This is a genomic window from Arthrobacter sp. B055-34, from assembly GCF_059090425.1.
On record NZ_JBNHFQ010000002.1, the window covers coordinates 12,336 to 33,545 of the forward strand.

General features: G+C 66.1%; 19 protein-coding genes. 4 read left to right on the plus strand and 15 right to left on the minus strand.

Annotated features, from left to right (window positions below; all coding sequences use genetic code 11):
• The first annotated feature begins 4 nt into the window (after positions 1-4).
• Positions 5-637 (plus strand): uracil-DNA glycosylase family protein, encoded by a 633-nt coding sequence (locus AC5RWO_RS03180; protein WP_498729349.1) that lies wholly within the window; start codon positions 5-7, stop codon positions 635-637.
• Positions 638-783: 146 nt separating this feature from the next.
• Positions 784-1,422: a uracil-DNA glycosylase family protein gene (locus tag AC5RWO_RS03185; protein ID WP_498729351.1), complete on the plus strand. Its 639-nt coding sequence runs from the start codon at positions 784-786 to the stop codon at positions 1,420-1,422.
• Positions 1,423-1,445: 23 nt separating this feature from the next.
• Here AC5RWO_RS03185 and AC5RWO_RS03190 read toward each other — a convergent pair whose 3' ends face one another.
• Positions 1,446-3,134 carry an alpha-amylase family protein gene (locus AC5RWO_RS03190; protein WP_498729352.1) on the minus strand — a complete coding sequence of 563 codons (1,689 nt, stop codon included), beginning with the start codon at positions 3,132-3,134 and terminating at the stop codon, positions 1,446-1,448.
• Positions 3,135-3,168: 34 nt separating this feature from the next.
• Positions 3,169-4,125 (minus strand): TIGR03885 family FMN-dependent LLM class oxidoreductase, encoded by a 957-nt coding sequence (locus AC5RWO_RS03195; protein WP_498729353.1) that lies wholly within the window; start codon positions 4,123-4,125, stop codon positions 3,169-3,171.
• A gap of 86 nt (positions 4,126-4,211) precedes the next feature.
• Between AC5RWO_RS03195 and AC5RWO_RS03200 the strand changes: the two genes are divergently transcribed.
• Both AC5RWO_RS03200 and AC5RWO_RS03205 read left to right on the plus strand, forming a co-directional pair.
• On the plus strand, positions 4,212-5,159 hold the full coding sequence (locus tag AC5RWO_RS03200; protein ID WP_498729355.1) for a hypothetical protein: 948 nt from the start codon (positions 4,212-4,214) through the stop codon (positions 5,157-5,159).
• 71 nt (positions 5,160-5,230) lie between these two features.
• Complete coding sequence (locus AC5RWO_RS03205; protein ID WP_498729357.1) at positions 5,231-5,830, plus strand: hypothetical protein; 600 nt, start codon at positions 5,231-5,233, stop codon at positions 5,828-5,830.
• A 126-nt stretch (positions 5,831-5,956) separates the two neighbouring features.
• Here AC5RWO_RS03205 and AC5RWO_RS03210 read toward each other — a convergent pair whose 3' ends face one another.
• The 13 genes from AC5RWO_RS03210 to AC5RWO_RS03270 all read right to left on the minus strand — a co-directional run bounded on the left by AC5RWO_RS03210 (position 5,957) and on the right by AC5RWO_RS03270 (position 21,205).
• On the minus strand, positions 5,957-6,154 hold the full coding sequence (locus tag AC5RWO_RS03210) for a YegP family protein (RefSeq protein ID WP_498729358.1): 198 nt from the start codon (positions 6,152-6,154) through the stop codon (positions 5,957-5,959).
• 154 nt (positions 6,155-6,308) lie between these two features.
• On the minus strand, positions 6,309-9,089 hold the full coding sequence (locus AC5RWO_RS03215) for a helix-turn-helix transcriptional regulator (protein ID WP_498729360.1): 2,781 nt from the start codon (positions 9,087-9,089) through the stop codon (positions 6,309-6,311).
• The gene (locus AC5RWO_RS03220; protein ID WP_498729362.1) at positions 9,082-10,479 is read right to left on the minus strand and encodes an MFS transporter; all 1,398 of its coding nucleotides are present in this window, start codon (positions 10,477-10,479) and stop codon (positions 9,082-9,084) included. Before AC5RWO_RS03220 ends, AC5RWO_RS03215 begins: the two co-directional genes overlap by 8 nt.
• A gap of 151 nt (positions 10,480-10,630) precedes the next feature.
• Entirely contained in the window at positions 10,631-11,731 is a 1,101-nt protein-coding gene (gene benC / locus AC5RWO_RS03225) for a benzoate 1,2-dioxygenase electron transfer component BenC (protein WP_498729364.1), read from the minus strand.
• A gap of 88 nt (positions 11,732-11,819) precedes the next feature.
• Positions 11,820-12,338 (minus strand): benzoate 1,2-dioxygenase small subunit, encoded by a 519-nt coding sequence (gene benB, locus AC5RWO_RS03230; protein ID WP_498729366.1) that lies wholly within the window; start codon positions 12,336-12,338, stop codon positions 11,820-11,822.
• Between the two features lie 12 nt (positions 12,339-12,350).
• Positions 12,351-13,715, minus strand: coding sequence for a benzoate 1,2-dioxygenase large subunit (gene benA / locus AC5RWO_RS03235; protein WP_498729367.1), 1,365 nt, complete (start codon positions 13,713-13,715; stop codon positions 12,351-12,353).
• Positions 13,716-13,999: 284 nt separating this feature from the next.
• Positions 14,000-15,217 carry a benzoate/H(+) symporter BenE family transporter gene (locus AC5RWO_RS03240; RefSeq protein WP_498729368.1) on the minus strand — a complete coding sequence of 406 codons (1,218 nt, stop codon included), beginning with the start codon at positions 15,215-15,217 and terminating at the stop codon, positions 14,000-14,002.
• Between the two features lie 157 nt (positions 15,218-15,374).
• A complete protein-coding gene (gene rbsD, locus AC5RWO_RS03245) occupies positions 15,375-15,755 on the minus strand; it encodes a D-ribose pyranase (protein WP_498729370.1) in 381 nt (126 codons plus the stop codon).
• On the minus strand, positions 15,752-16,708 hold the full coding sequence (locus AC5RWO_RS03250) for a ribokinase (RefSeq protein WP_498729372.1): 957 nt from the start codon (positions 16,706-16,708) through the stop codon (positions 15,752-15,754). Before AC5RWO_RS03250 ends, rbsD begins: the two co-directional genes overlap by 4 nt.
• The gene (locus AC5RWO_RS03255; protein WP_498729374.1) at positions 16,705-17,646 is read right to left on the minus strand and encodes a substrate-binding domain-containing protein; all 942 of its coding nucleotides are present in this window, start codon (positions 17,644-17,646) and stop codon (positions 16,705-16,707) included. Before AC5RWO_RS03255 ends, AC5RWO_RS03250 begins: the two co-directional genes overlap by 4 nt.
• A gap of 44 nt (positions 17,647-17,690) precedes the next feature.
• Complete coding sequence (locus AC5RWO_RS03260) at positions 17,691-18,662, minus strand: ABC transporter permease (RefSeq protein ID WP_498729376.1); 972 nt, start codon at positions 18,660-18,662, stop codon at positions 17,691-17,693.
• 12 nt (positions 18,663-18,674) lie between these two features.
• Positions 18,675-20,192, minus strand: coding sequence for a sugar ABC transporter ATP-binding protein (locus AC5RWO_RS03265; protein WP_498729377.1), 1,518 nt, complete (start codon positions 20,190-20,192; stop codon positions 18,675-18,677).
• Positions 20,189-21,205 carry a LacI family DNA-binding transcriptional regulator gene (locus tag AC5RWO_RS03270; RefSeq protein ID WP_498729378.1) on the minus strand — a complete coding sequence of 339 codons (1,017 nt, stop codon included), beginning with the start codon at positions 21,203-21,205 and terminating at the stop codon, positions 20,189-20,191. Before AC5RWO_RS03270 ends, AC5RWO_RS03265 begins: the two co-directional genes overlap by 4 nt.
• Between the last annotated feature and the right edge of the window lie 5 nt (positions 21,206-21,210).

The window sequence follows — 21,210 nt, forward strand, 5'->3', positions numbered from 1 at the left end:
CTCAATGCAAAGTCTGGCAGTAGAAACTCAGCAGGAACAGCTCTGGAACCGTCGCTACGATGAGAACGTCGCCGACGTCAACCAGCTGTGCGACTCCCTGAAGGAACTCAAGCCGGGCAGCGAAGTCCCCTATATCGATCCGATGCATGACACGGACCAGTGCCGGATCATCAGCCTCTTCTCCAGCCCTGCCGCCGACTCCGGCTCCGGCTTCATTTCGGCCGGGGACCACGACGCCGTGACACGGCTTCTCGGTGTCCAGTGGCAGGTGGGACTGCGCCCCGAGTACGTCATGCCGTGGAACGCCTACCCGTGGCTGGTGCCCGGTGCCGAAGGCAAGCTCACGCCGGCCCAGATCGCCGAAGGCGTCAAGCCGCTGCTGCGTTTCCTGGCGCTCGTTCCCCGTGCGTCGGCGCTGGTGGCCCACGGCACCGAAGCGCAGAAGCTGGCCAACCTGTTCCTCAAGACCGAAAACCGGATGATCTACCGCCGCGGCTTCAAAACCTACAAGGTCCGCGCCCTCAGCGGCCGCCCGTTTGCCGGCTCGCCCGAGAAGCAGCAGCAGTGGCTTGACGACATGCAGGCTGCCTACGGCGATGCCATGGCGCGCACCGGGCTGCCCCGCCGCGGCCAGTAACCTCGGCCGCTCCGCAGAGGGCGCTGACCGGGCCCGCCGGAGGGTAGTAGGCTGAGAAGCAGGAGATGGACGGTCGTCCCCTGCTGGTCGGCCGCCCGTCGGAGAGCAACAGCTGCTCATCGTAGATCCGGCACAAAGGAATTCTGATGCGACGCATGGCAGACCCGGCATACCGAGAACAACAATGGAGCAGGCGGTTCGACCCGAACATCGCCGAAGTGAACCAACTCTGCGAGTCACTCGTGGAGCGCAAGCCCGGCAGCGAGGTACCCTTCGTTGACCCGGTGCACGATGTGGACGAGTGCCGGATCGTGAGCCTGTTCGCCAGTCCCGGACCAGGCGCGGGTTCCCGCTTCATCTCCACGGAGAACGACGACGAGACGGCCGCCCGGACGCTGGAAGTCTACGAGGCCGTAGGTCTTCGTCCCGAGCACGTCATGCCGTGGAACGCGTACCCCTGGTACGTCTTCGACGAGCAGGACGGCAAGCTCACCGCCGCGCAGATTTCCGAAGGACTCAAGCCGCTGCTGAAGTTCCTGCGGCTGGTCCCGCGCGCTTCGGCACTGGTGGCCCACGGCGGCGAGGCCCAGAAGCTGGCGGACCTGCTGCTGAAATCGAAGATTCCGGACATTCAAAAGCGCGGCTTCAAGACCTACAAGGTCCGTGCGCTCGGCGGCCGGGCCTTTGCGGGCAAGCCGGCCGACCAGCAGAAGTGGCTCGATGAGGCCCTTGCCGCCTACACAGACGCTATGGCCAGGGCCGGGCTGCTGCAGGCCAACCGTTAGGCGGGGCGGGGGCAGCACAGGACTTAGGGCAGTCGGCGGTCCTCGGCGTGCAGCACCCGCAGCCATCGATAGCCGTAACCGCCAAGCGGCAGTTCGCACCTGCCGCCGTCGGCCAGTTCCACGTCCTCGTCGCCGAGCAGGTCCAGCAGCACGGAACCCACAAACTTGTCTTCGGCCTCGTCCTCCGTGGCTAGATCGATTGCCACGGTGGCCGGCTCCGGGCTCAGGTTGTGGACCAGCACAAGGCTGGCCGTTTCCCACGTGCAGCGATGGGCCAGCACCGACGTGGCAGGTTGCTGCAGCAGCTCGAAGCGGCCCCACCCCAGTTCCGGACATTCCCGGTAGCGCCGGATCAACGTAGCCATGAAGCTCCACAGCGAGTCCGGGTCACGTTTGGACTGGGCAGCGTTGACGAACTGCGGCCCGCAGCCGCCGTCCACCAGGGGCGACACGAGTTTCCCGGACGGTGCGGTGGAGAATCCGGCATTCGCACCGTCCGTCCACTGCATCGGGGTCCGGACTGCCAGCCGGCCCTCGGCCTCCAGGTCCTCGCCCATCCCGATCTCCTCGCCGTAATAGAGCACCGGCGTGCCGGGCAGCGAGAACAGCAGCGAGTACACCATCCTGATGTGGCGCGGATCCCCGCCCAGCATCGGCGGCAGCCGGCGTTTGAGCCCCCGACCGTACAGCTGCATCCGCTCTTCGGGCCCGAACGCCGCGAAGACCTCCTGACGTTCGTCCTCGGAGAGTTTGTCCAGCGTCAGCTCATCGTGGTTCCGGACAAAGGTGGCCCATTGGTTGTCCGGGTTGATGGCCGGGCGCTTGGCCAGCGTCTCTGCCAGCGGCCGTGCGTTCTGCCGCGCCAGCGCAAGGTACATGTTCTGCATGGCCATGAAGTCGAACATCACATTGAGCTCGTCGCCTTCACTGCCGCCGAAGAACTCCGTCTGCTCCTTGTACGGCAGGTTGACCTCGCCGAGCAGAATCCCCTCGCCGGAGCGCCGGTTCAGGAAGCGGCGCAGGTCCCGCAGGAATTCGTGCGGATCCGGCAGCTCCTCCGGCTCCTCGCCCGTGGTCTCGAGGAAGAACGGCACGGCGTCCACACGGAAGCCATTGATCCCAAGCTCCAGCCAGAATCCCATGGCCTTGGCGATATGGTCGCGGACGGCAGGATTAGTGACATTCAGGTCCGGCTGGTGCTTATAGAAGCGGTGCAGGTACCACTCCCCCGTGGTTTCCTCCTTGGTCCAGATGGAGTCCTCCTTATCCGGAAACACCACCTGCTCCGACGTGGGCGGGGGCGGATCCGAACGCCACACGTAGTAGTCCCGGTACGGGCTGTCCTTGGACTGCTTGGCGGACTGGAACCACGGATGTTGGTCCGATGTATGGTTGACGATCAGGTCGGCGATAACCCGCATCCCCCGGTCCCTGGCGGTGCGCAGGAACTCCACCAGGTCCCCGTGGTCGCCCAGCCGCCGGTCCACCCCGTAGAAGTCGGTGACGTCGTACCCGTCGTCGCGGTCCGGCGTGGGGTAGAACGGCATCAGCCAGATGCAGGTGACGCCGAGGTCCGCCAGGTAGTCCACCCGCTGGGCGAGTCCGGCAAAGTCGCCGATGCCGTCGCCGTCGCTGTCAAAGTACGTTTCAATATCCAGGCAATAGACGACGGCGTTCTTCCACCACAGGTCAGATGTGTCCGTGATCCTCACGCGAGCTTCCTCTCGTCGTCCTGCGGATGTGGTCTCAGCGCAGCTGCGGGAGCACTTTTTCGGCGAAGGTGTTGATGAACGGCTCCTGCTCCTGGCCGACGAAGTGCAGGTACAACTCGTCGAAGCCCAGGTCCAGGTATTCCTGCAGCCACTCAACGTGTTGGCTGGTGTCGGCCGAAACGTTGACCGACTGCCGCAGCTGGTCTTCGCCGACGTGCTCGCTGACGGCGTCGAAATGCTTGGCCGTCGCCAGGTCCGCGGCGACATGCGGCGGGAAGACGTTGGTCCGCCACTGGTCCAGGCCGATTTCCACGGCGGCCTCCTCCGAGGGTGCCCAGGACAAGTGCACCTGCAGCGCGGCCTTGCCCCGGCCGCCGTTGTCACGGTAGGCGTCCAGGACCTTCTTCAGCTGCGCCGGCGGCTGGTTGACCGTGATCAAGCCGTCCGCCCAGGCAGCCGCGCGGCGGGCGGTGTCGACGCTGATGGCCGGGGCGATCAACTCGGGTTTGGGCTCGGGCACCTCCCAGATCCGGGCGTGCTCCACGGTGACCAAGCCGCGGTGGGTGACTTCCTCGCCATCATGCAACCGGCGGATCACCTCCACCGATTCCTCGAGCCGCTGCTGGCGCACATCCTTGGACGGCCAGGCGTCGCCGGTAATGTGCTCGTTGGTGTTCTCGCCGCTGCCCGGCGCCAGCCAGAACCGCCCGGGAAACATGACCGCCAGGGTAGCGGACGCGTGCGCGATGATCGCGGGATGGTAGCGCTGGCCGGGCGCACTTACCACGCCGAAGCGGAGCCCGGTCGACGCGAGCGCCGCGCCGAGCCAGGACCAGGCGAAGCCAGAGTGCCCCTGCCGGGCGGACCACGGTTCAATGTGGTCCGAGCACATGGCCGCGTCAAACCCGGCAGCCTCGGCGAGCTGGACATCGGTCAACAGCCGCGCGGGACTGATCTGTTCATGGGACGCATGGAATCCGATCACAGGCACCCTCCATGCTTACCCGGCGGCATAGGCGTTGTCGAGGGTTACAGTGGCATTGTGGAGGACAATATCGGCATCGGACGCGCCTGCCCATGAGCCAGGGAACCGCGGACACGGATCTGGCGGGCATCGCCGTCGAACTCTATGCCCTCCTGCCCAAGGACTTCACGGCCGCCCGCAACGAGCGGGCCAAGGAGCTGGGCAAGACCGACAAGGACCTGTCCAAGCAGGTCCGCGGCCTGCCGAAACCCTCCACCGCGGCCTGGCTGGTCAACATGCTGGCCGCGCACCGGCGGGAAGAGATCGACGGCGTGATCGGGCTGGGGGCGGCCATGCGCGAGGCGCAGGACGAGCTGGATCCGCAGCAGCTGCGGGAGCTGAGCGACCAGCGGCACCGGTTACTGGCGGCGATCGCGAAACAGGGCCGGAAGCTGGCGAAAGAGCTCGGGCATCCGGTCAGCGAAACCATCGCCGCGGACGTGGAGCAGACACTGCGCGCGGCCATGGCGGATCCGGCTGCGGCCGCCGCCGTGGCCAGCGGCCTGCTGACCGATTCGCTGTCCTCGAACGGGCTGGATCCGGTGGAGCTGGACGGCAAGGTGGCGGTCCCGGAGGCCGTCGGCGAGGCCGCTCCCACGGCGTCGAAGACCCGGCAGAAACCGGTGGATGAGCTGGCCAAACGCCGTACCGAACGCGCCGCCCGGACGGACCGCGAGAAGCAGCGCCGCGCCGAGGAAGCCGAACGGCGCCGTCAAAAGGCCCAGTCGGATGTGGACAAGGCTGCCCGCCGGCTGGCCGAGTCGGAAGCCGGCGAGCAGGACGCCGAAGCCGACGTGGAACAGATCTCGGCCAAACGGGAGGACCTCGCAGCGGAACTGGCGGAGCTGAAAAGCCGGATCCGCACCCTGGAGCGGAGCATCACGGCGGTGGACACGGAGGTCGCGGCCGCCGAGGACCGGCTCGAGGAAGCCACGCGTTCCGCGGCGGAGGCGCGGCGCGGACTGCAACGCGCACGGAAGGCCTTGGAGGATCAGGACTAGGGGTCGACCTGAAGGCAGACAGTAAGTATGCTTATAACCTTCCCTGCAAGCCGTCTTTCCAGGAGTTCACAATGTCAGGAAATCTTGTTGCCCGGTCCGTCCATGATCTGACCGCAGGCGCCTGGTTCGGCGGCTCCCTGATGGGAGCCATCGGACTGAACGGTGCCGCCGCACAGGCGAAGGACCCCAGAGAACGGGCCAGGCTGTCCAGCCTAGGTTGGAAAAAATGGGCTCCCGTCCAGGCCGGAGCCTTCGGCGCGCACCTGCTCTCCGGGATTCCGCTCGTCATGAAGAACGCGGACCGGCTGGGCAGCCAGCACGGCGTGGTCCGGCTCTCCGTCTACAAAGCTATCGTGACGCTGACCGGCGCCGGCGTGACCGCGTACGCGGGCCTGCTGGGCCGGAAGGTCGAAAAACTTTCGCAGGAAGGCGCTGCTGGAGCCACCGAGCCGAGTCCGACGTCGTCGGAAGAACTGGCACAGGCGCAACGCCAGTTGAAGATCCTGCAGTGGACCATTCCGGTTTTCGCCGGCTGGGTCATGGTGCTCAATGCCAAGGAAGGCGAGATGCAGCGGCCGCAAAACGTCGCCTTGGGTCTCCGGAAGAACATGTCCCGCCCCGAACTGGCCAGGATGCTGCAGGAGTGGAAGGAGCGCTCCCGGCTCATGTAGCCTGCGCCTCTAGTGGCCGGATGCCAGCAGCCGCTCGAAGCACCGGCTCGATCGAACCCTGCCGTCGGGCCTTGGACCGCCTTGGTCCGGGCCCGACGGCGGCCGGATGCTACTTCAGCTTGCGGCCTATGCCAGCTCCGGCACCTCGGCCAGGACAGACCTGTCCTTGATCCGCGAGGTGGCAGCGTACTCACGCGTCGCGTTGATCGCGGCCACCACGGCAGACTTCTCCGCGTAAGCCTCCGAGACTGCTATGACCATATTCTTGGCCCCGAGCAACCGGAAACGATACTGCTTGTTGCGGTCTTTGAAAATTTCAAACAATCGCATTCTCCCAAAATCGTGGGGCGCCTTGCTCTCCGTTGAGCGGTCGAAGCTGTTCCCCAATCCAGAAGCATAAGCGCCGAAATCCGTACTGCCGAGTAGGAAAGTAGCCTGCGTCACAGATAGTCAGGAAATCCCAAGAACGACGCCGGCACTAACCTTCCTCGGTCTCGGCCCGATAGCGGGCGGCCAGTTCGCTGCGGGAACTGATGCCCAGCTTCGAATAGATGCGCGTCAGGTGGTACTGGACCGTCTTGGCCGCGATGAACAATTCCAGACCGGTCTCCTTATTGGTCCGGCCCTCCGCCACCAACCGGGCCACGGCAATTTCCTGCGCGGTCAGGACTGAGAAGTCCAGGGCACCCCGGCGGCCAGTGCTCTGCACTCCGCTGGCCTGGATCTCGCGGTCGCAGCGCTCCACGTAGACGCTGGCGCCCAGTGCCAGATAAAGGTCCCGGGCCCGGGCCAGGACGTCGGCGGCATCCCGGCGCTGACCGGCCCGGCGCAGCATCTGTCCATAGGCGAAGTTTCCGCGCGCCCTGACGTACGGCGTGGGCAGGTCCTTGATGCCGGCGAGACTCGTTTCGAATACCTCGCGGGCTTCATCCAGCCTGCCCTCGGCGCCAAGGATCCGGCCCCGAGGCACCGCCAGCCGGGCCATCACGGTACGGTGGCCGCGCTGGGCCGCCAGCTCTTCATGCGGCACGAGGAAGTCTGCCGCTTCCGCCATCCGATCGGTCATCACCAAGGCGTTGGCGTAGACATCGTGCCACGGCCAGAACCCGGGCTCGTCCATTCCGTTGGCGCGGTCCAGCTGCAGCAGCGGCCCCAGTGCGCGCAGCACGCCGTCGTAATCCGCAGCGGCTTCGGCCACGAAGGCGGCGGCCATCGCGGCGGGCAACTGCATGATGGCGTAGCTGTCCGCCGGCGCCCTGGCCGCGTCCCGGTGGAGCGCGCTTTTGGCCGTCTCTCCCCGCAGGGCATGGATCTGGGCTGCGGTCAGATGGAGCAGCGGGCGGGCCAGCTGGATCTGCAGGCGTTCCTGCTGGAGCAACCCCCGCTCCACCGTGCGCAGGGCTTCGTCCCAGTCCCCGAGCTCGAACTCCGCCCGGGCCAACCAGCCTTGGGCCCATTGCGCGATCCGGCCTGAACCCAGATGGTATTCGGTGGGGACGGCGGCGGCGAGCTGGTCCCGGGCCAGATAATGCTCGTCCTGCGCCAGGAGCAACCAGCCCCGGCCCAGCTGCACGCGCTGGCGCTGGGCCCCAAGGGCCTTCAGCGATGGAAACTTCCCGTACTGGGCGTGCGCCTCCTCGATGCGGCCGAGCCCGGCCAGACCCAGGCCCATGATGGAGCGCGATTCGATGAAGGCAGGGGAATCCTCGGGTGCCAGTTCGATCGCGCGCTGCGCCCAGAGCACCAGATCGGCTCCGTTCTGCGCGGCCAAGGCATGCAGGACGCGACGCTGGCAGATCATCGCCGCGATGTCCGGCGACGATGCCGGATTGCACTGCTGCCAGGCCTTGTCCAGCTGCATGTCTGCCTCGGTTTCCCTGCCGCGAAGGACGGCCAGGTAGCCCAGCACGGCTTCCTTTAATGGGCCGGGCCGGAAACCCGCGACCTGCTGCGCATAGGCGCTGGCCCGGGGCAGGTCGCCGGCGGCGACGAGGGCATCGAGTGCCTGGAGCAGACGCTGCTGGCGGCCGGTGGCATCGGGCCAGACATAGCTGGCGCGCAGCAGGGCAGCGGCCGCGGACAACCACGCGCCGCGCTCTGCCTGGTGCGCGGCGTACGCGTCGAGTTGTCGGGCCAGACCGATATCCGGCAGCGCCGCGGCGGCAGCCAGATGGAACAGCTGCTCGCCTTCGTCGTCGCCCATCGACGAAGCGGAGCGGTGCAGTGCAGCCCGCTGGGTCGCGGTCAGGGCGGCGTAGACGGCGGCCCGGACCAAGGGATAGGGGAAGTTCAGCACCTGCAGATCGGCGCCGATCTTCAACAGTCCCAGCGCACGGGCCTCGTCCAGGGCCGCCAGTGGATCCTCGATGCTGTCCGTTCCGGCGGCGTTGGCCAAGGCGACGGCGTCGGCGAGCAGACAGCCGGGTTCCAGGACCGCAGCGGCCTGCACCAGAGCACGGGTCGCCGCGCCGGCACCGGCCAGCGCGGTTTCGATTTCGTCTCTCAGGCGCAGCGGCGCCGGCAGATGCTCGTGCCACTCGTTCCAGTAGTCGTCCGGCTGTTCCTGCAGCAGTTGGAGGAGATAGCCCGGATTGCCGCCGGCATGGGTGCAGAGCCGCAAGGCCATCGGCGCGGGAAGTTCCAGCGCCCGGACCGACCAGGCGAGCGAAACGACGTGTTCGGGGGCCAGCGGACGGAGCCGGAGCTTTTGCACGGCGGCGGAGCCGGCGAATTCGCGGAAACCCGCCGGCAGCTGCCACCACTGGTCATCACGCACTGCCAGGAGGACCAGCACGCGTTCGGCAGCCAGGCGCCGCAGAGCGAAGACCAGCGCACGCAGCGAAAATTCGTCGGCCCACTGCACATCGTCGATCCAGACCACGAGCGGCGGGTGGTCCGTCTCAGCAGCGGCATTGTGCGTGCCGGCTGAGCGGAGCCGTGCCAGCAGCAACTGCCCGGCCTCCGCGGGGTCAGCAGGGACGGCGGCGGGTGCTGTTGTGCCGCCGTCGTAACCTCGCAGCAACTGGGCCAGGACGCTTCCGTCCAGAGTCGTTTCCCAGCGGGCGCCTGCTGCCCGCAGCACTTTGCCGGAATCGGGCCGGGACAAAAAGTGCTCCACGAGGCTGGACTTCCCCATGCCCGCAGCACCGTGGATGATGGCGACCTGCGGGTCGGCGGAACTGGCGGCGCCGGCCATTGCTGCCAGCGCCGCCAGTTCCGCGGATCGCCCCGCCAGGGGTTCGGTTTTGGTCTCAGTCATTCCCGACAATGTTAGCTGCCGTGGCCATCTCGGGTGCCGGACGGTCCTCGGCCAGGCCGGAGCTCTCCTCGGTAACCGGACGCTTAGGCAGGAACAGGGTCACCAGCGCTCCGGCCAGCGCGACCCCGGCGAAGACGTAGAACGCCGTTGCGGTCTGCACCCCGGCAGCGATCAGGAAACCGCCGAGCAACGGGCCGAAGATGCCGCCTAGGCGGCCGAAGCCGGCGCACCAGGCCACGCCCGCGGCGCGCACCGAGGTGGCGTAGTAGTTCGAGACGAGGCCATAAATCAGCACTTGGGTGCCCAATGTACCGACGCCGGCGATGGCGATGGCGGTCAGCAGCACCGGCAGCGGGAAGCCGAAGGTCAGCAGGACCAGGGATACCGCGGCCAGCGCGAAGGTTGTCGACACAATCCGCTTGGCACCGAACTTATCCGCGGACCGGGATGCGATCAGGCCGCCGACTACGGCACCGGCATTGAGCGTCACGAGGAACATCAGCGAGTAGTTCTTGTCGTACCCGTACTGGCTCATGATTTCCGGCAGCCAGGTGTTCAGTCCGTACGTCAGGAGCAGCCCGGAGAAGCTCATGATGCCTAGGAACGCCGTGGGAACTGCGTAGCGCCGGCTGGCGAGACCGGCAAAACCGGCCTTCTGCTGCACTGCCCGTGCTGCGGATGCAGCGGTCGCCGTCGAGGCGGGAGCTGCTAGCAGCGGAATACCGGTCTTCACCGACAGCAGTTCCGCTTCGCGCTGGCGGCCGCGGGCCTGCAGCCAGCGGGGCGACTCGGGAAGCTTGAACAGGGCCACCGGGAGCAGGAACACGATGGGCAGCGCGCCGATCATGAACAATCCGCGCCAGTCGAGGATGCCGTTGAAAACGATGGCAAGCACCGAGGCCAGCGTGGCACCGGCCGGGACGCCCGAGTAGACGATGGCGTTGTAGAAATTCTTCTTGCCGGCCGGCGCGAACTCGGCCACGACCGCTCCCGCCGTCGCCACCAGGGCGCCGACGCCGATGCCGGTGAGGAAGCGCAGGATGCCGAAGGCGAAAACGCTGGTGGCCATGGACGTGAGCGCCATGCCGATGGAGAACCAGGCGATGTTGATCAGCATGACTTTGCGACGGCCGAGGAAGTCGCCGACGGCACCGACTACAAGGGCACCGACCATGACGCCGACCAGGGCATAACTGCCCAACGCACCGGCTTGGGCCGCATCGAGCGGGCCAAGCTGGCTGGGATCGTCCAGCAGGCTGGAGACCACGGTGCCGTACACCACCAGGTCGTAGCCGTCGAAGACCAGTGCGAGGGCGGCGATCAGCACCACCCAGCGGACTGTTTTGCGGCCGCGCGCTGCTGTCGCGGCGGATTCGGTAAGAACGCTCATGTACAGACTCCTTTGTCCGGCGGCCTGTTTTGAGACAGGGCGCGATAGGGATTCGTGTCGAAATGGGGACTGCGCGGCCGTCGAAGGCCGGCAGGATTTAGCCGCGGGGAGCGGCCGGCAGGAAACTAGCCCGCGAAGCGGCCGGGGGAAATCATGGCATTCCCCGATTGTCACCGGAGACTTCGGTGTGGCCGGGCTGGCCTTCGTGTTCCTCCCCCGTCTCCTTGATGGAGCTGGTGGAGCCGACGGCGAAGCGCTCGTAGTAGAAGTTTTCCGGCACGATCCCCTGGCCGTCCCAATACTTGCGCACGGCGTCGACCATGGCCGGCGGTCCGCAGAGGTAGACGTCCACGTCGCCGCCGTTGAGCTGTTCCTCGGCGATGTGCTGGGTGACGTAGCCCTTCTTCTCCGCAGCGCTTTCGGGGTCGGCGACGCAGTAGTCGAAGGTGAACTCCTTGATCCGCTCCGCGTAGTACTCCAGTTTGTCTAGCTCCACCAGGTCCTTGTCGAAGGTCACGCCGTAGACCAGGTGGATCGGGTGCAGTGGATGGCCCTGTTCGGTAGTGTCGAGCTTTTCCAGCATGGCCAGCAGCGGTGCGATCCCGGTGCCTCCGGCGAGCATCAGGGTGGGGCGCTTGATGTCGCGGAGGAAGAAGCTGCCCATCGGTCCGGTCAGCTCCAGCACGTCACCCGCCTGCGCGCGGTCCTTCAGGTAGCCGGTCATGGCTCCGTCCGGGGCGGTGCGGACCAGGAACTTCAGCTGTTCGGAACTGGGCCCGCTGCTGAAGGAGTAGGACCGGACGGCGTCCGTGCCCGGTACAGCCACATTCATGTACTGGCCCGGCAGGAAGGACAGCTCGTCGCGGTTCTCGATGTCCAGGGTGAAGCCGGCGGTGTTGTCCGCGAACCAGTGCAGGTCCGCAATCTTCGCCTGGAAGGTCTGGGCTCCGGTTTTCGCCATTTCTGCCGTGCCGGAAATCTGCAGCACCAGGTCCGATTCCGGGACCATCTGGCACGGCAGGCAGAAGCCCTTGTCCGCTTCGTCCTCGGTGAGCGCTTCGTCGATGTACTCGCCGGCGTCGTAATTTCCTGACTCGCAGAAAGCCTTGCAGGTACCGCACGCGCCGTCGCGGCAGTCGAAGGGGATGTTGATGCGGGCCTTGTAGGCGGCGTCGGCCACCGTTTCATAGGTGTTGCACTTGATGAATCGGGTCATGCCGTCTTCGAAAGTGAGGGCAACTTGATAGGACATGGGAACTCGTTTCCATCGGGACCGGGGCTGTCTGGGGAGGCGGTGCCTTCGGCTGCCGGACAAGGATCCCGGTCCGGCAGCCGCTCGATCAGATGTGGTAGACGTCCACGACGTGGTGGATGTAGTCGTTCTTCAGGACGACCTTCTTCTTCATGATGACCGGCTGGGTACCGGAGAAATCGAGCGTGTAGAAGGAGGTGCCGAAGTAGGTGTCCACGTTGTTGTAGCGGTAGTACAGCGTGAACCAGTTGAAGCGCACGTCCACCGTGTCACCGCGCTGCTCGATCACCTCGACGTTGGTGATGTTGTGGCCGGTGCGCGGCTCGGGCAGGCTGGTGGCGCTGGAGCGGTCGGTGCGGATCCGGAAGACCCGGTCCTCGATGCCGCCGCGGTTGGAGTAGTAGATCAGCGAGATCTCGCGCTGCGGATCCTCGGTGAGTTCATCGTTGTCGTCCCAGGCCGGCATCCAGAACTCGGCCGAAGGGTGGTAGCAGTCGATCCATTTCTCGAATTCGCGGTCGTCCAGGAACCGTGCCTCGCGGTAGAGGAACTGCTGGATGTCCTCCAGTGCGACGGCGGTGGCGGGCTGTTCAGCGGTTGCAGTCATCGTCGATGCTCCTTAGGCGTTGTTCTTCTCGGCGGCTTCGGCCTCGACCGCTGCCTTAATGCTTTGCAGCCAGTAACCGTGCTGCACGGGGTACAGGCCTTCGTCCTCGGTCTTCGCGCCGCTGGAGAGCGGGTTCAGGCCGATCTTCTTGGCCTGCTCGTCCGGCCCGTTCAGCTGGTGGGTCACCCCGCGGCTGAGATCGTTCCACTTCGCCGTGCCCGCGAGGTAGGTCTTCTGGCAGGAGCGGAATTCCTCCAGGTCGTCCGGCGTGGCCATGCCGGAGGCGTTGAAGAAGTCCTCGTACTGGCGGATCCGGTTTGCCCGCGCCGCATCGGACTCGCCCTTCGGTGCGATGCAGTAGATGGTGACCTCGGTCTGGTCCACCGAGATCGGCCGGAAGTGGCGGATCTGCGAGGAGAACTGGTCCATGATGTAGACGTTCGGGTAGAGGCACAGGTTGCGTGAAGCGCCCACCATGAACTCCGCCTTCTCGGCGCCGAACTCCAGCGCGAGCTCTTCGCGCCGCTCGTACAGCGGGCGGTCTTCGGGGTTGCCCCACCACATCCACAGCAGCAGGTGGCCGTGCTCGAAGGAGTAGTAGCCGCCGCCCTGCTTGCCCCAGGTACCGGCGTCCATCGCCTTCGTCTCATTGCTGGACTCGCCCGCGGTCCGGCGGGCAGTCGTCGCCGCGTAATTCCAGTGCGTGGCGGAGACATGGTAGCCGTCGGCACCGTTCTCGGCCTGGACCTTCCAGTTCCCGTCATAGGTGTAGGTGGAGGCGCCGCGCAGCACCTCGAGGCCTTCCGGGGACTGATCCACGATCATGTCCATGATCTTGGTGGAATCGCCCAGGTGCTCTTCGAGCGGCTTGACGTCTTCCTTCAGCGAGCCGAAGAGGAAGCCGCGGTAGGACTCGAAGCGGGCGACCTTGGTCAGGTCGTGCGAGCCGTCCTTGTTGAACTGCTCGGGGTAGCCGGCGTCGCGGGAGTCCTTGACCTTGAGCAGCTTACCCTTGTTGTTGAACGTCCAGCCGTGGAACGGGCAGGTGAAGTTGTTGCGGTTATCCGTCTTGCGCCGGCACAGCATCGCGCCGCGGTGGCTGCAGGCGTTGACCAGGCAGTTCAGCTCGCCGTCCTTGGACCGGGAAATGACCACCGGAGTCCGTCCGATATAGGTAGTGAAGTAATCGCCCACATTCGGGATCTGACTCTCATGCGCCAGGTACACCCAGTTGCCCTCGAAAATGTGCTTCATCTCGAGCTCGAAGATCTCCTCGTCGGTGAAGATACTCCGCTTGGCCCGGTGGATCCCGTTCTCATGATCCTCGATCAGGGCGTCCTCAAGGTGAGTGCGGATGCTATCCAAGGTTTCGGTCATGGTCACTCCATTCAACGTTGGGCGTCGTTGCCCGGCAGGCCTCTTGGCAGCCGGTCCAAATCAGATATTCCACCCTCGCAGTACTGTGACCTGCGTCGCACCAGACATTTGCCTAGTCGCGGCTAGGGGGTCCAGCAAGACTCCCGGCATCCTAAAACCACCCTCGATTGTCTGAATCCTTTTGCCCTGTAATCCCGCGTAAAACCGGGCGTATTCCCGTCGTGGAAAAGCCAACGGACCCCGGCTGCCGAAGCTTCCGGGGCCCGCCACAGCGAGACCAGGCGTTAAACCTTGGCGCGTCTGCGCAGGATCAGGTAGGACACCGTGCCGGCCAGGCATCCCCAGAACGGCGACACGATGCCCCACGGCGCAACGCCGGACGCCGTCACCACCAGGGTGATCAGCGCAGCTTCCAGGACAGCCGACGAGGCCTTGTCCGCCGTCACGGTGTCCTTGAAGGATCCCTGCAGCGCACCGATCAGGGCCACCCCGGCCAGGGCGGTGAGCATCTCCCCCGGGATCACCGCAAACAGCGCCACGATCGCCGTGCTGAAGGTGCCGAACGCCAGATAGAACAAGCCGCAGAAAACCCCGGCAACGTAACGGCGCCGCGGATCGGGGTGGGCCTCCGGACCGGCGCAGATACCGGCGGTGATGGCGGCGAGGTTGATGGCGTGGGAGCCGAACGGGGCGAACAGCACCGACGCCACCCCGGACGCGCCGAGCAGCAGCTTGTCGTTCGGCTCGTAGCCGCTGGCGTGCATCATCGCCAGTCCCGGCCCGTTCTGGCCTGCCATGGTGACGATCAGCAGCGGTATGGAAATGCCCATGATCGCCGTCGCGTTGAACGTGGGCATGGTCCACAACGGGCCGGCCAGCGAGAGGGACAGCTGCGGCGCGGCAAGCTCCCCGGTGGAGATGGCAAGAACGACGCCGGCAAACAGCGCCACGAAAACCGCATACCGCGGCAGGAAGCGCTTGCCCGCCAAATAAGCCAGGACCAGGCCGCCGGCCACCAGCGGGGAGGCGATCACGGCCGAAGCCGCATTGACCACGAAGGGCAGCAGCACGCCGGCCAGGACGCCGGCGAGAATAGGCTTCGGCACCGCGGCCAGCAGCTTGCCGAAGAGCCCCGTGACCCCGAGGACGGTGCCCAGGATGCCCGCGACGATGTACGCGCCGATAGTGTCGGAGTAAGAGTAGTCGCCTAGGGCAGTCAGCAGCAGCGCGGCGCCGGGAACGGACCAGGCCACCATCACCGGCTGGCGGGTGAACAGGCTCAGCACCGTACACACCAGCCCGCTGGCAATCGAAACCGCCCACACCCACGAAATGGTCTGCTCGGGCGTCAGCCCCGCGCTTTTCGCCGCTTCGAGCACCACCAGCAGGGGCCCGGCATAGGAGACGGCCACGGCGATAAGCCCGGCCAGGACAGCCGAGAGAGACATCGCGGAGCGGTGGGTCAGGCGGGAAGAATCAGTCTGTGTGTTTGCCAGCGCCATAATGTTGCAGACACTATCCGACGGCTGTGGCGCGGCCAACAACTGCCCGGCCGATCCTGCGTATGTGCGTAACAACCTAGGCAATTGTCCTAGCCAACCCGGACATTTACGACGGCGGTGGCTCACCCGCCGTCGTTGGTTTCAGTAGGCGCCGTTTCTAGAACGGGACGCCGCAGCGCAGCACCACGTTGGCGTAGGGGGTGGCTTCCCCCGTACGAATGATCAGGGCCGCCTGCGGGAGCAGGGCCTTCAGTTCCTCGTGGCTTATCAGGCCGGGCTGCAGGCCGCGTTGCTCCAGCCAGCCCAGCACCTCGGGACCGGTTTCGGCGGCTGCGGTGCTCGCCTCGACTTCGAGCTCGGCCAGCACCGCATCCAGGACCTCGGCGAACCGGGGAACACCCCGCACCAGCGCGAGGTCAACCACGGGACCGGCTGCCGGCAGGGGCAGTCCGCAGTCCGCGATAACCACCAAGTGCCCGTGGCCCAGCCGGGACAACCCGGCGTTGAGCGCCGGATTCAGGATGCCTGTCTTCTTCAACGCTGCTCCGCTTCTTCGGGTTCAATGCCTCGCCTGACCGCCGGCAGCTCATCGGCCAGCGTCGGATACGAAGGCTGCGCACCGGCTGCCTGCACCGCGAAGGCGCCGACACGCGCAGCGAAACGGGCGGCTGCGGCAAGGTCCTCGCCGCGGGACAGGGCAGCGGCAAGGGCTCCGGTGAACGCGTCGCCGGCCCCCGTCGTATCCACGGCCCTAACCTTTGGCGCCGGTATCACGGTGACGGAAGCGCCGCCGTCGTCCGTGGTTTCTCCGACCAAGGCACCCGCGGAGCCAACGGTCATGACGACGGACCGCACCCCCGCGTCAAGGAGCCCGCGGACCAGATCCTCGTGGCCGTTTCCTGCGGGCTGCCCGCCCAAACCGGTCAGCGCGAGCTCGGCTTCGTGTTCGTTGACCACCAACGGATCGGCAGCGCGGACAACCGCCGGATCCAGATCAACCACGGGGGCCAGGTTCAGCATGACCCGTCCGGTGGCGAGCGCGGCCGCAGCTTCGATGCCGCACCGGGGGATCTCGCCCTGCAGCAGCACGATCTCCGCCGAGGCGATCAGCTCGCGCTGGCTTTCGACGGCGGCCCTGTCCACGGTCCCGTTGGCACCGGGGATCACCACAATGGTGTTTTCGCCTTGCCGGTCCACCTCCACCAGGGCCACGCCCGTGGAGCCGTCCGGATGCACCAGACCGGTGAGATCCACGCCGGCTGCACGGAGTCCGGAGAGGGCAATGTCGGCATAAGCGTCATTGCCCACGGCGCCTACCAGCGCCGTTGCCGCTCCCAGCTGGGCCGCGGCAACAGCCTGGTTGGCGCCCTTACCGCCGGGCAGAACTGCCATCGATTCGCCCAGCAGCGTTTCGCCGGGGCCCGGATGGCGGTCAAGGCGGATCAGCAGATCCGCATTGATGGATCCTACGACGACGGTCAGGCCGTTCACTTGATGAATTCCTCCACATTTTCCTCGGTCACGGTGGTTACCGGGACCGGCACGTCGGACTCGACGGTCTCGCCGGCCAGCAGCTGCGCCATCAGTTCCACCGAGCGCTTGCCCAGCTCGGAGGGCTGCTGCGCGATGGTCGCGGTCATGGTGCCGGCCTGGATCGCGGCGAGGGCGTCTCCGGTGCCGTCGAAGCCGACCACCTTGACGTCCGTGCCGGCCCTGTCGCCCAGCGCCTGGATGGCGCCGAGGGCCATCTCGTCATTTTCGGCGAAGATGCCGGTCACGTCGGAGTTGGCCTGCAGCAGGTTGGTGGCGACGTCGAGTGCCTGTGCGCGGTCGAAGTTGGCGGTCTGCTTGGCCACTACCTCGATGTCCGGGTAGGCCTTGATGCCCTCTTCGAAACCGGCGCCGCGGTCGCGGCTGGCGGAGGTGCCGGCCACGCCCTGGAGCACGATCACTTTGCCCTTTTCGCCCATGGCCTTGGCCAGCTCGTCAGCGGCCTGCTTGCCGCCGGCGACGTTGTCGCTGGAGACCAGGGATGCGATTTCGGCGTCGTTGACCGCGCGGTCAACCGCGATGACGGGGATGTTGTTTTCCAGCAGCGGGCTGACCGCCGCGGCTGCCGAGTCCGAGTCCACCGGGTTGATGATGACGCCCTGCACACCGCTGGTCGCGGCGGTGGCCAGCTGGTTGGTCTGGGTGGCCGAATCGTTCTGCGCGTCGACTACTTCCAGCGTCATGCCCGCGGCCTCGGCGGCCTCGGTGGCGCCGTCGCGCAGGTCGACGAAAAACGGGTTGTTGAGGGTGGAGACGGCCAGGGTCACCTGGCCACCGGACGCGCCTTCTTCGCCGCGGTTGCAGCCGGTCGCTCCCAGCGCCACGGTCAGGCCCAGGGCCAGCACGGCTGTGCTGCGCTTGAAAGATGTGAACTTCATTGTTTTGGATCCTTCTCTAGTAATTTGTTCGGGTTGTTCGGATGTCAGTGGATGGTGTTCTTGCGGCGCAGCACGTCGATCCCCACGGCCAGCGCGATGACCAGGCCGATCACTACCTGCTGCCAGAAGGAGGACACATTGAGCAGGTTCAGGCCATTGCGGATCACTACCAGGACAAGGGCGCCCACGAGCGTGCCGGAGATCCGGCCGACGCCGCCGGCCAGGGAGGCACCGCCAATAACGACGGCGGCAATCGCGTCCAGTTCGTAGCCCACCGCTGCCTGCGGCTGGGCCGAGTCCAGCCGTCCGGAGAGCAGCATTCCGGCCAGACCGGCAAACAGGCCGGAGAGGGCGAAGACAATGACCAGCACCTTCTGGACCGGGATGCCGGAGAGCCGGGCGGCCTCCTTGTTGCCGCCTACCGCATACATGTAGCGGCCGATGACTGTGCGGTTGAGCAGGAAGGCAGCGACCAGGCCGGCGACCACCAGCACCACAATGGGCATCGGGATCGGCCCGATGTTGCCGCCCAGGAACGAGACCTGGTCGGCCGTCCGCACCGGCCTGCCTTCGGAGATCACCAGCGTCAGCCCGCGGGCCACGCTGAGCATCGCCAGGGTGGCGATGAAGGAAGGCAACCGGCCGTAGGCGGTGGCCAGACCGCTGGCGACACCGCACGCCGCTCCGGTCAGGAGCCCGCCCAGCAGCGCGACCCAGCCATTGAGGCCGGCGGTAGTGAACATTGAGGCGGAAACCATCGCGGACAGCGCCGCCACCGATCCCACCGAGAGGTCGATGCCGGCTGCCACGATCACGAAGGTCATCCCGAAAGCCAGCACGGCAATAGTGGACGCCTGGATACCGATGTTGAGCATGTTCCCGGCAGTGAGGAAGTCCGGCGTCGCAATAAACAGCGCCAGGCAGAGCACCAGCAGCCCGACCAGCGCCCCGTTGTTCGCCAGGAACTTCTTGATGTCCGGGCCTTGGCGCTTCTCGGCCTTCACAGCAGTAGTCATGTTCTTAGTCCCTTAACTCTTGTCTTCCAAGTCCCGCACCACGTCCCGGACGGCCAGTGTCATGACCTTGTCCTGCGTGGCGTCTTCTGCTGCCAGTTCGCCGGAGAGATGCCCTCCGCTCATCACCAGGATCCTGTCGCTCATTCCGAGCACTTCCGGCAGTTCGCTGGAGACCATAAGCACGGCGCCGCCGGCAGCGGTCACCGAGTTGATCAGCTCATAAATTTCCACCTTGGCGCCGACGTCGACGCCACGGGTTGGTTCGTCGAGCAGGAGCACTTTGGCGCCGGCCGCGATCCAGCGGCCGAACACGGCCTTCTGCTGGTTGCCGCCGGAGAGCGAGCGCACCGTCTGGTCCAGTCCGCTCATCCGGATGCGCAATTTTCCTGCCACATCCTGCGCCTTGTCGCGCTGGCCCTTGAAGTCCACCAGACCAGCCTTGGCTGTGCTGGCCAGCGTGGCGTAGCCAATGTTCTCGTTCACGGAGGCGTCCAGCACCAGGCCCTGGACTTTGCGGTCTTCGGGCACATGCCCCAGTCCGGCCTTGATTCCGGCGCTGATGTTGTGCCGCGGGATTTTCCGGCCCCTGATGGTGACGGCGCCCGAGTCATAGGGATCCACACCCGCGACGGCGCGGACTACTTCCGTCCGGCCGGCACCCACCAGCCCGGCAAGGCCCACCACTTCGCCGGCGTGCACGGTGAAGCCCATGTTGTTGACCAGGCCCTTGATGGACAGCCCCTCCACTTCCAACAGTGGCTCGGACGGACCGGTATACTCGCGGCGGCGTGGAAACTGCTGGCTGATATCGCGGCCCACCATGAGGCGGACCAACTCCGGCTCGGCCGTGTCCGCGGGCACCTCGGCCACGAATTTGCCGTCGCGCAGGACCGAGACGGAATCGCCCACTTCGGCGATCTCATCGAGGTGGTGGCTGATAAACACCATGCCCACGCCGCGCTCGCGCAGATCGTGCACCACGCTGAACAACGCGGCGATCTCGCGCCGCGTGAGTGCCGCCGTCGGCTCGTCCAGAATCAGCATGCGGGCATCAAGGCTGAGCGCCTTGGCGATCTCCACCAGCTGCTGCCGGGCGATGCCGAGTTCACCCACCGGCTGGTCCAGGTCGATGTCCAGGCCGATCAGGTCCAGGGCCGCGCGTGCCTGCTTGCGGAGTGCCGGGCGGTCCACCATGCCGAACCGCTTCGGGAACCGGCCCATCATGATGTTCTCCGCGACGGACATGGTGGGCACGAGGTTCAGTTCCTGGTGGATAGTGGCGATGCCGGCCGCCTCCGATGCGTTGGTGTCTCGGAACTTGACCGGTTCGCCGTCGAGCAGGATCCGTCCGCCGTCGGGCTGGTAGACCCCGGCCATCATTTTGATCAGCGTGGATTTGCCGGCACCGTTTTCGCCGAGCAGCACCTGGACCTTGCCCGCGTGAACGCTGACGGTCACCTCGTCGATGACTTGCACAGGCCCGAAGGATTTGCTGATTTTTTCCAGCGTCAGAATCGGCTGTCCGTTCATCGGTTCTCTCCAGTCTTTGCAGGTCCGGTTGATTTGCGCACCATCAGCCGGGTGGGTAGGATAACCGGCTCCGGTTTCTCCCCGGCAATCACTTGATGCAGCAACCGGACGGCCGTGCGGCCCATCTCGTCGGCGTCCTGTGCGATCAGGGTCAGCGCCGGACGCATGATGGCGAAGGCATCGATGTCGTCGTAGCCGACCAGGGACAGGTCCTCGCCGATGCGAATGCCCAGTTCCTGACAGACCCTGACTGCACCCATGGTCATCAGACCGTCCGCGGCGATCAAGGCGGTGGGTGCGTCGGAGAGTTCGAGGAGCTGCCGGGCACCCGCAGCGCCGCTGCCAGCCTGGAAGTCACCGAACACCACCAGTTCCGGATCCTGCTCCAGTCCGCACGCCTTGGTCGCAGCCTGGAACGCAGCGAAGCGTTCCCTGCCGGTGGAGGCGGACCGCGGCCCGGATATGTAACCGATCCTGCGGTGGCCCAGCTCCGCCAGATGCTGCACCGCCTCGCCCATGCCGCTGGAATTATCTGCGGTCACGCTGGGCAGATCGATATCGTCAATCACGCGGTCCACGAATACCGCCGGCAGTCCGCTCGAAGCCAGCATTTCGACATTGGCGTTGTCCCCGCCCTGCGGCACCAGGATCAGCCCGTCGACCCGCTGCGCCAGCAGGACGTCCAGGTAGCGGTTCTGCTGCTCGACGCTCTCATTAGCGTTGGCCAGCAGGGTAATCAGTCCAAGTTCAAGCGCCTGCTGCTCCGCGGCATGGGCGAGGTCGGCGAAGAAGGGGTTCCGGACGTCGGAGATCAGCAGTCCAATGGTACTGGTGCGGGTAGAGCGCAGCGAGCGTGCCTGCGCATTCGGGCGGAAGCCGAGCTCGGCGACAGCCTGCTCCACGCGTTCCCGCGACAGTACGGAGGTTGCCGGATGGCCGGAGAGAACGCGGGAAGCCGTGGCCGGGGAAACACCCGCACGGGCCGCGACATCGCGGATCGTCACACCCCGCACAGCAG

Excerpts from the sequence above, each read along its gene's own strand:
- AC5RWO_RS03180 (WP_498729349.1), top strand. The coding sequence starts at position 5 with ATGCAAAGTCTGGCAGTAGAAACTCAGCAGGAACAGCTCTGGAACCGT.
- AC5RWO_RS03185 (WP_498729351.1), top strand. The coding sequence starts at position 784 with ATGCGACGCATGGCAGACCCGGCATACCGAGAACAACAATGGAGCAGG.
- AC5RWO_RS03200 (WP_498729355.1), top strand. The coding sequence starts at position 4,212 with ATGAGCCAGGGAACCGCGGACACGGATCTGGCGGGCATCGCCGTCGAA.
- AC5RWO_RS03205 (WP_498729357.1), top strand. The coding sequence starts at position 5,231 with ATGTCAGGAAATCTTGTTGCCCGGTCCGTCCATGATCTGACCGCAGGC.
- AC5RWO_RS03215 (WP_498729360.1), bottom strand. The coding sequence starts at position 9,089 with ATGACTGAGACCAAAACCGAACCCCTGGCGGGGCGATCCGCGGAACTG.
- AC5RWO_RS03220 (WP_498729362.1), bottom strand. The coding sequence starts at position 10,479 with ATGAGCGTTCTTACCGAATCCGCCGCGACAGCAGCGCGCGGCCGCAAA.
- benC (WP_498729364.1), bottom strand. The coding sequence starts at position 11,731 with ATGTCCTATCAAGTTGCCCTCACTTTCGAAGACGGCATGACCCGATTC.
- benB (WP_498729366.1), bottom strand. The coding sequence starts at position 12,338 with ATGACTGCAACCGCTGAACAGCCCGCCACCGCCGTCGCACTGGAGGAC.
- benA (WP_498729367.1), bottom strand. The coding sequence starts at position 13,715 with ATGACCGAAACCTTGGATAGCATCCGCACTCACCTTGAGGACGCCCTG.
- AC5RWO_RS03240 (WP_498729368.1), bottom strand. The coding sequence starts at position 15,217 with ATGGCGCTGGCAAACACACAGACTGATTCTTCCCGCCTGACCCACCGC.
- AC5RWO_RS03255 (WP_498729374.1), bottom strand. The coding sequence starts at position 17,646 with ATGAAGTTCACATCTTTCAAGCGCAGCACAGCCGTGCTGGCCCTGGGC.
- AC5RWO_RS03260 (WP_498729376.1), bottom strand. The coding sequence starts at position 18,662 with ATGACTACTGCTGTGAAGGCCGAGAAGCGCCAAGGCCCGGACATCAAG.
- AC5RWO_RS03265 (WP_498729377.1), bottom strand. The coding sequence starts at position 20,192 with ATGAACGGACAGCCGATTCTGACGCTGGAAAAAATCAGCAAATCCTTC.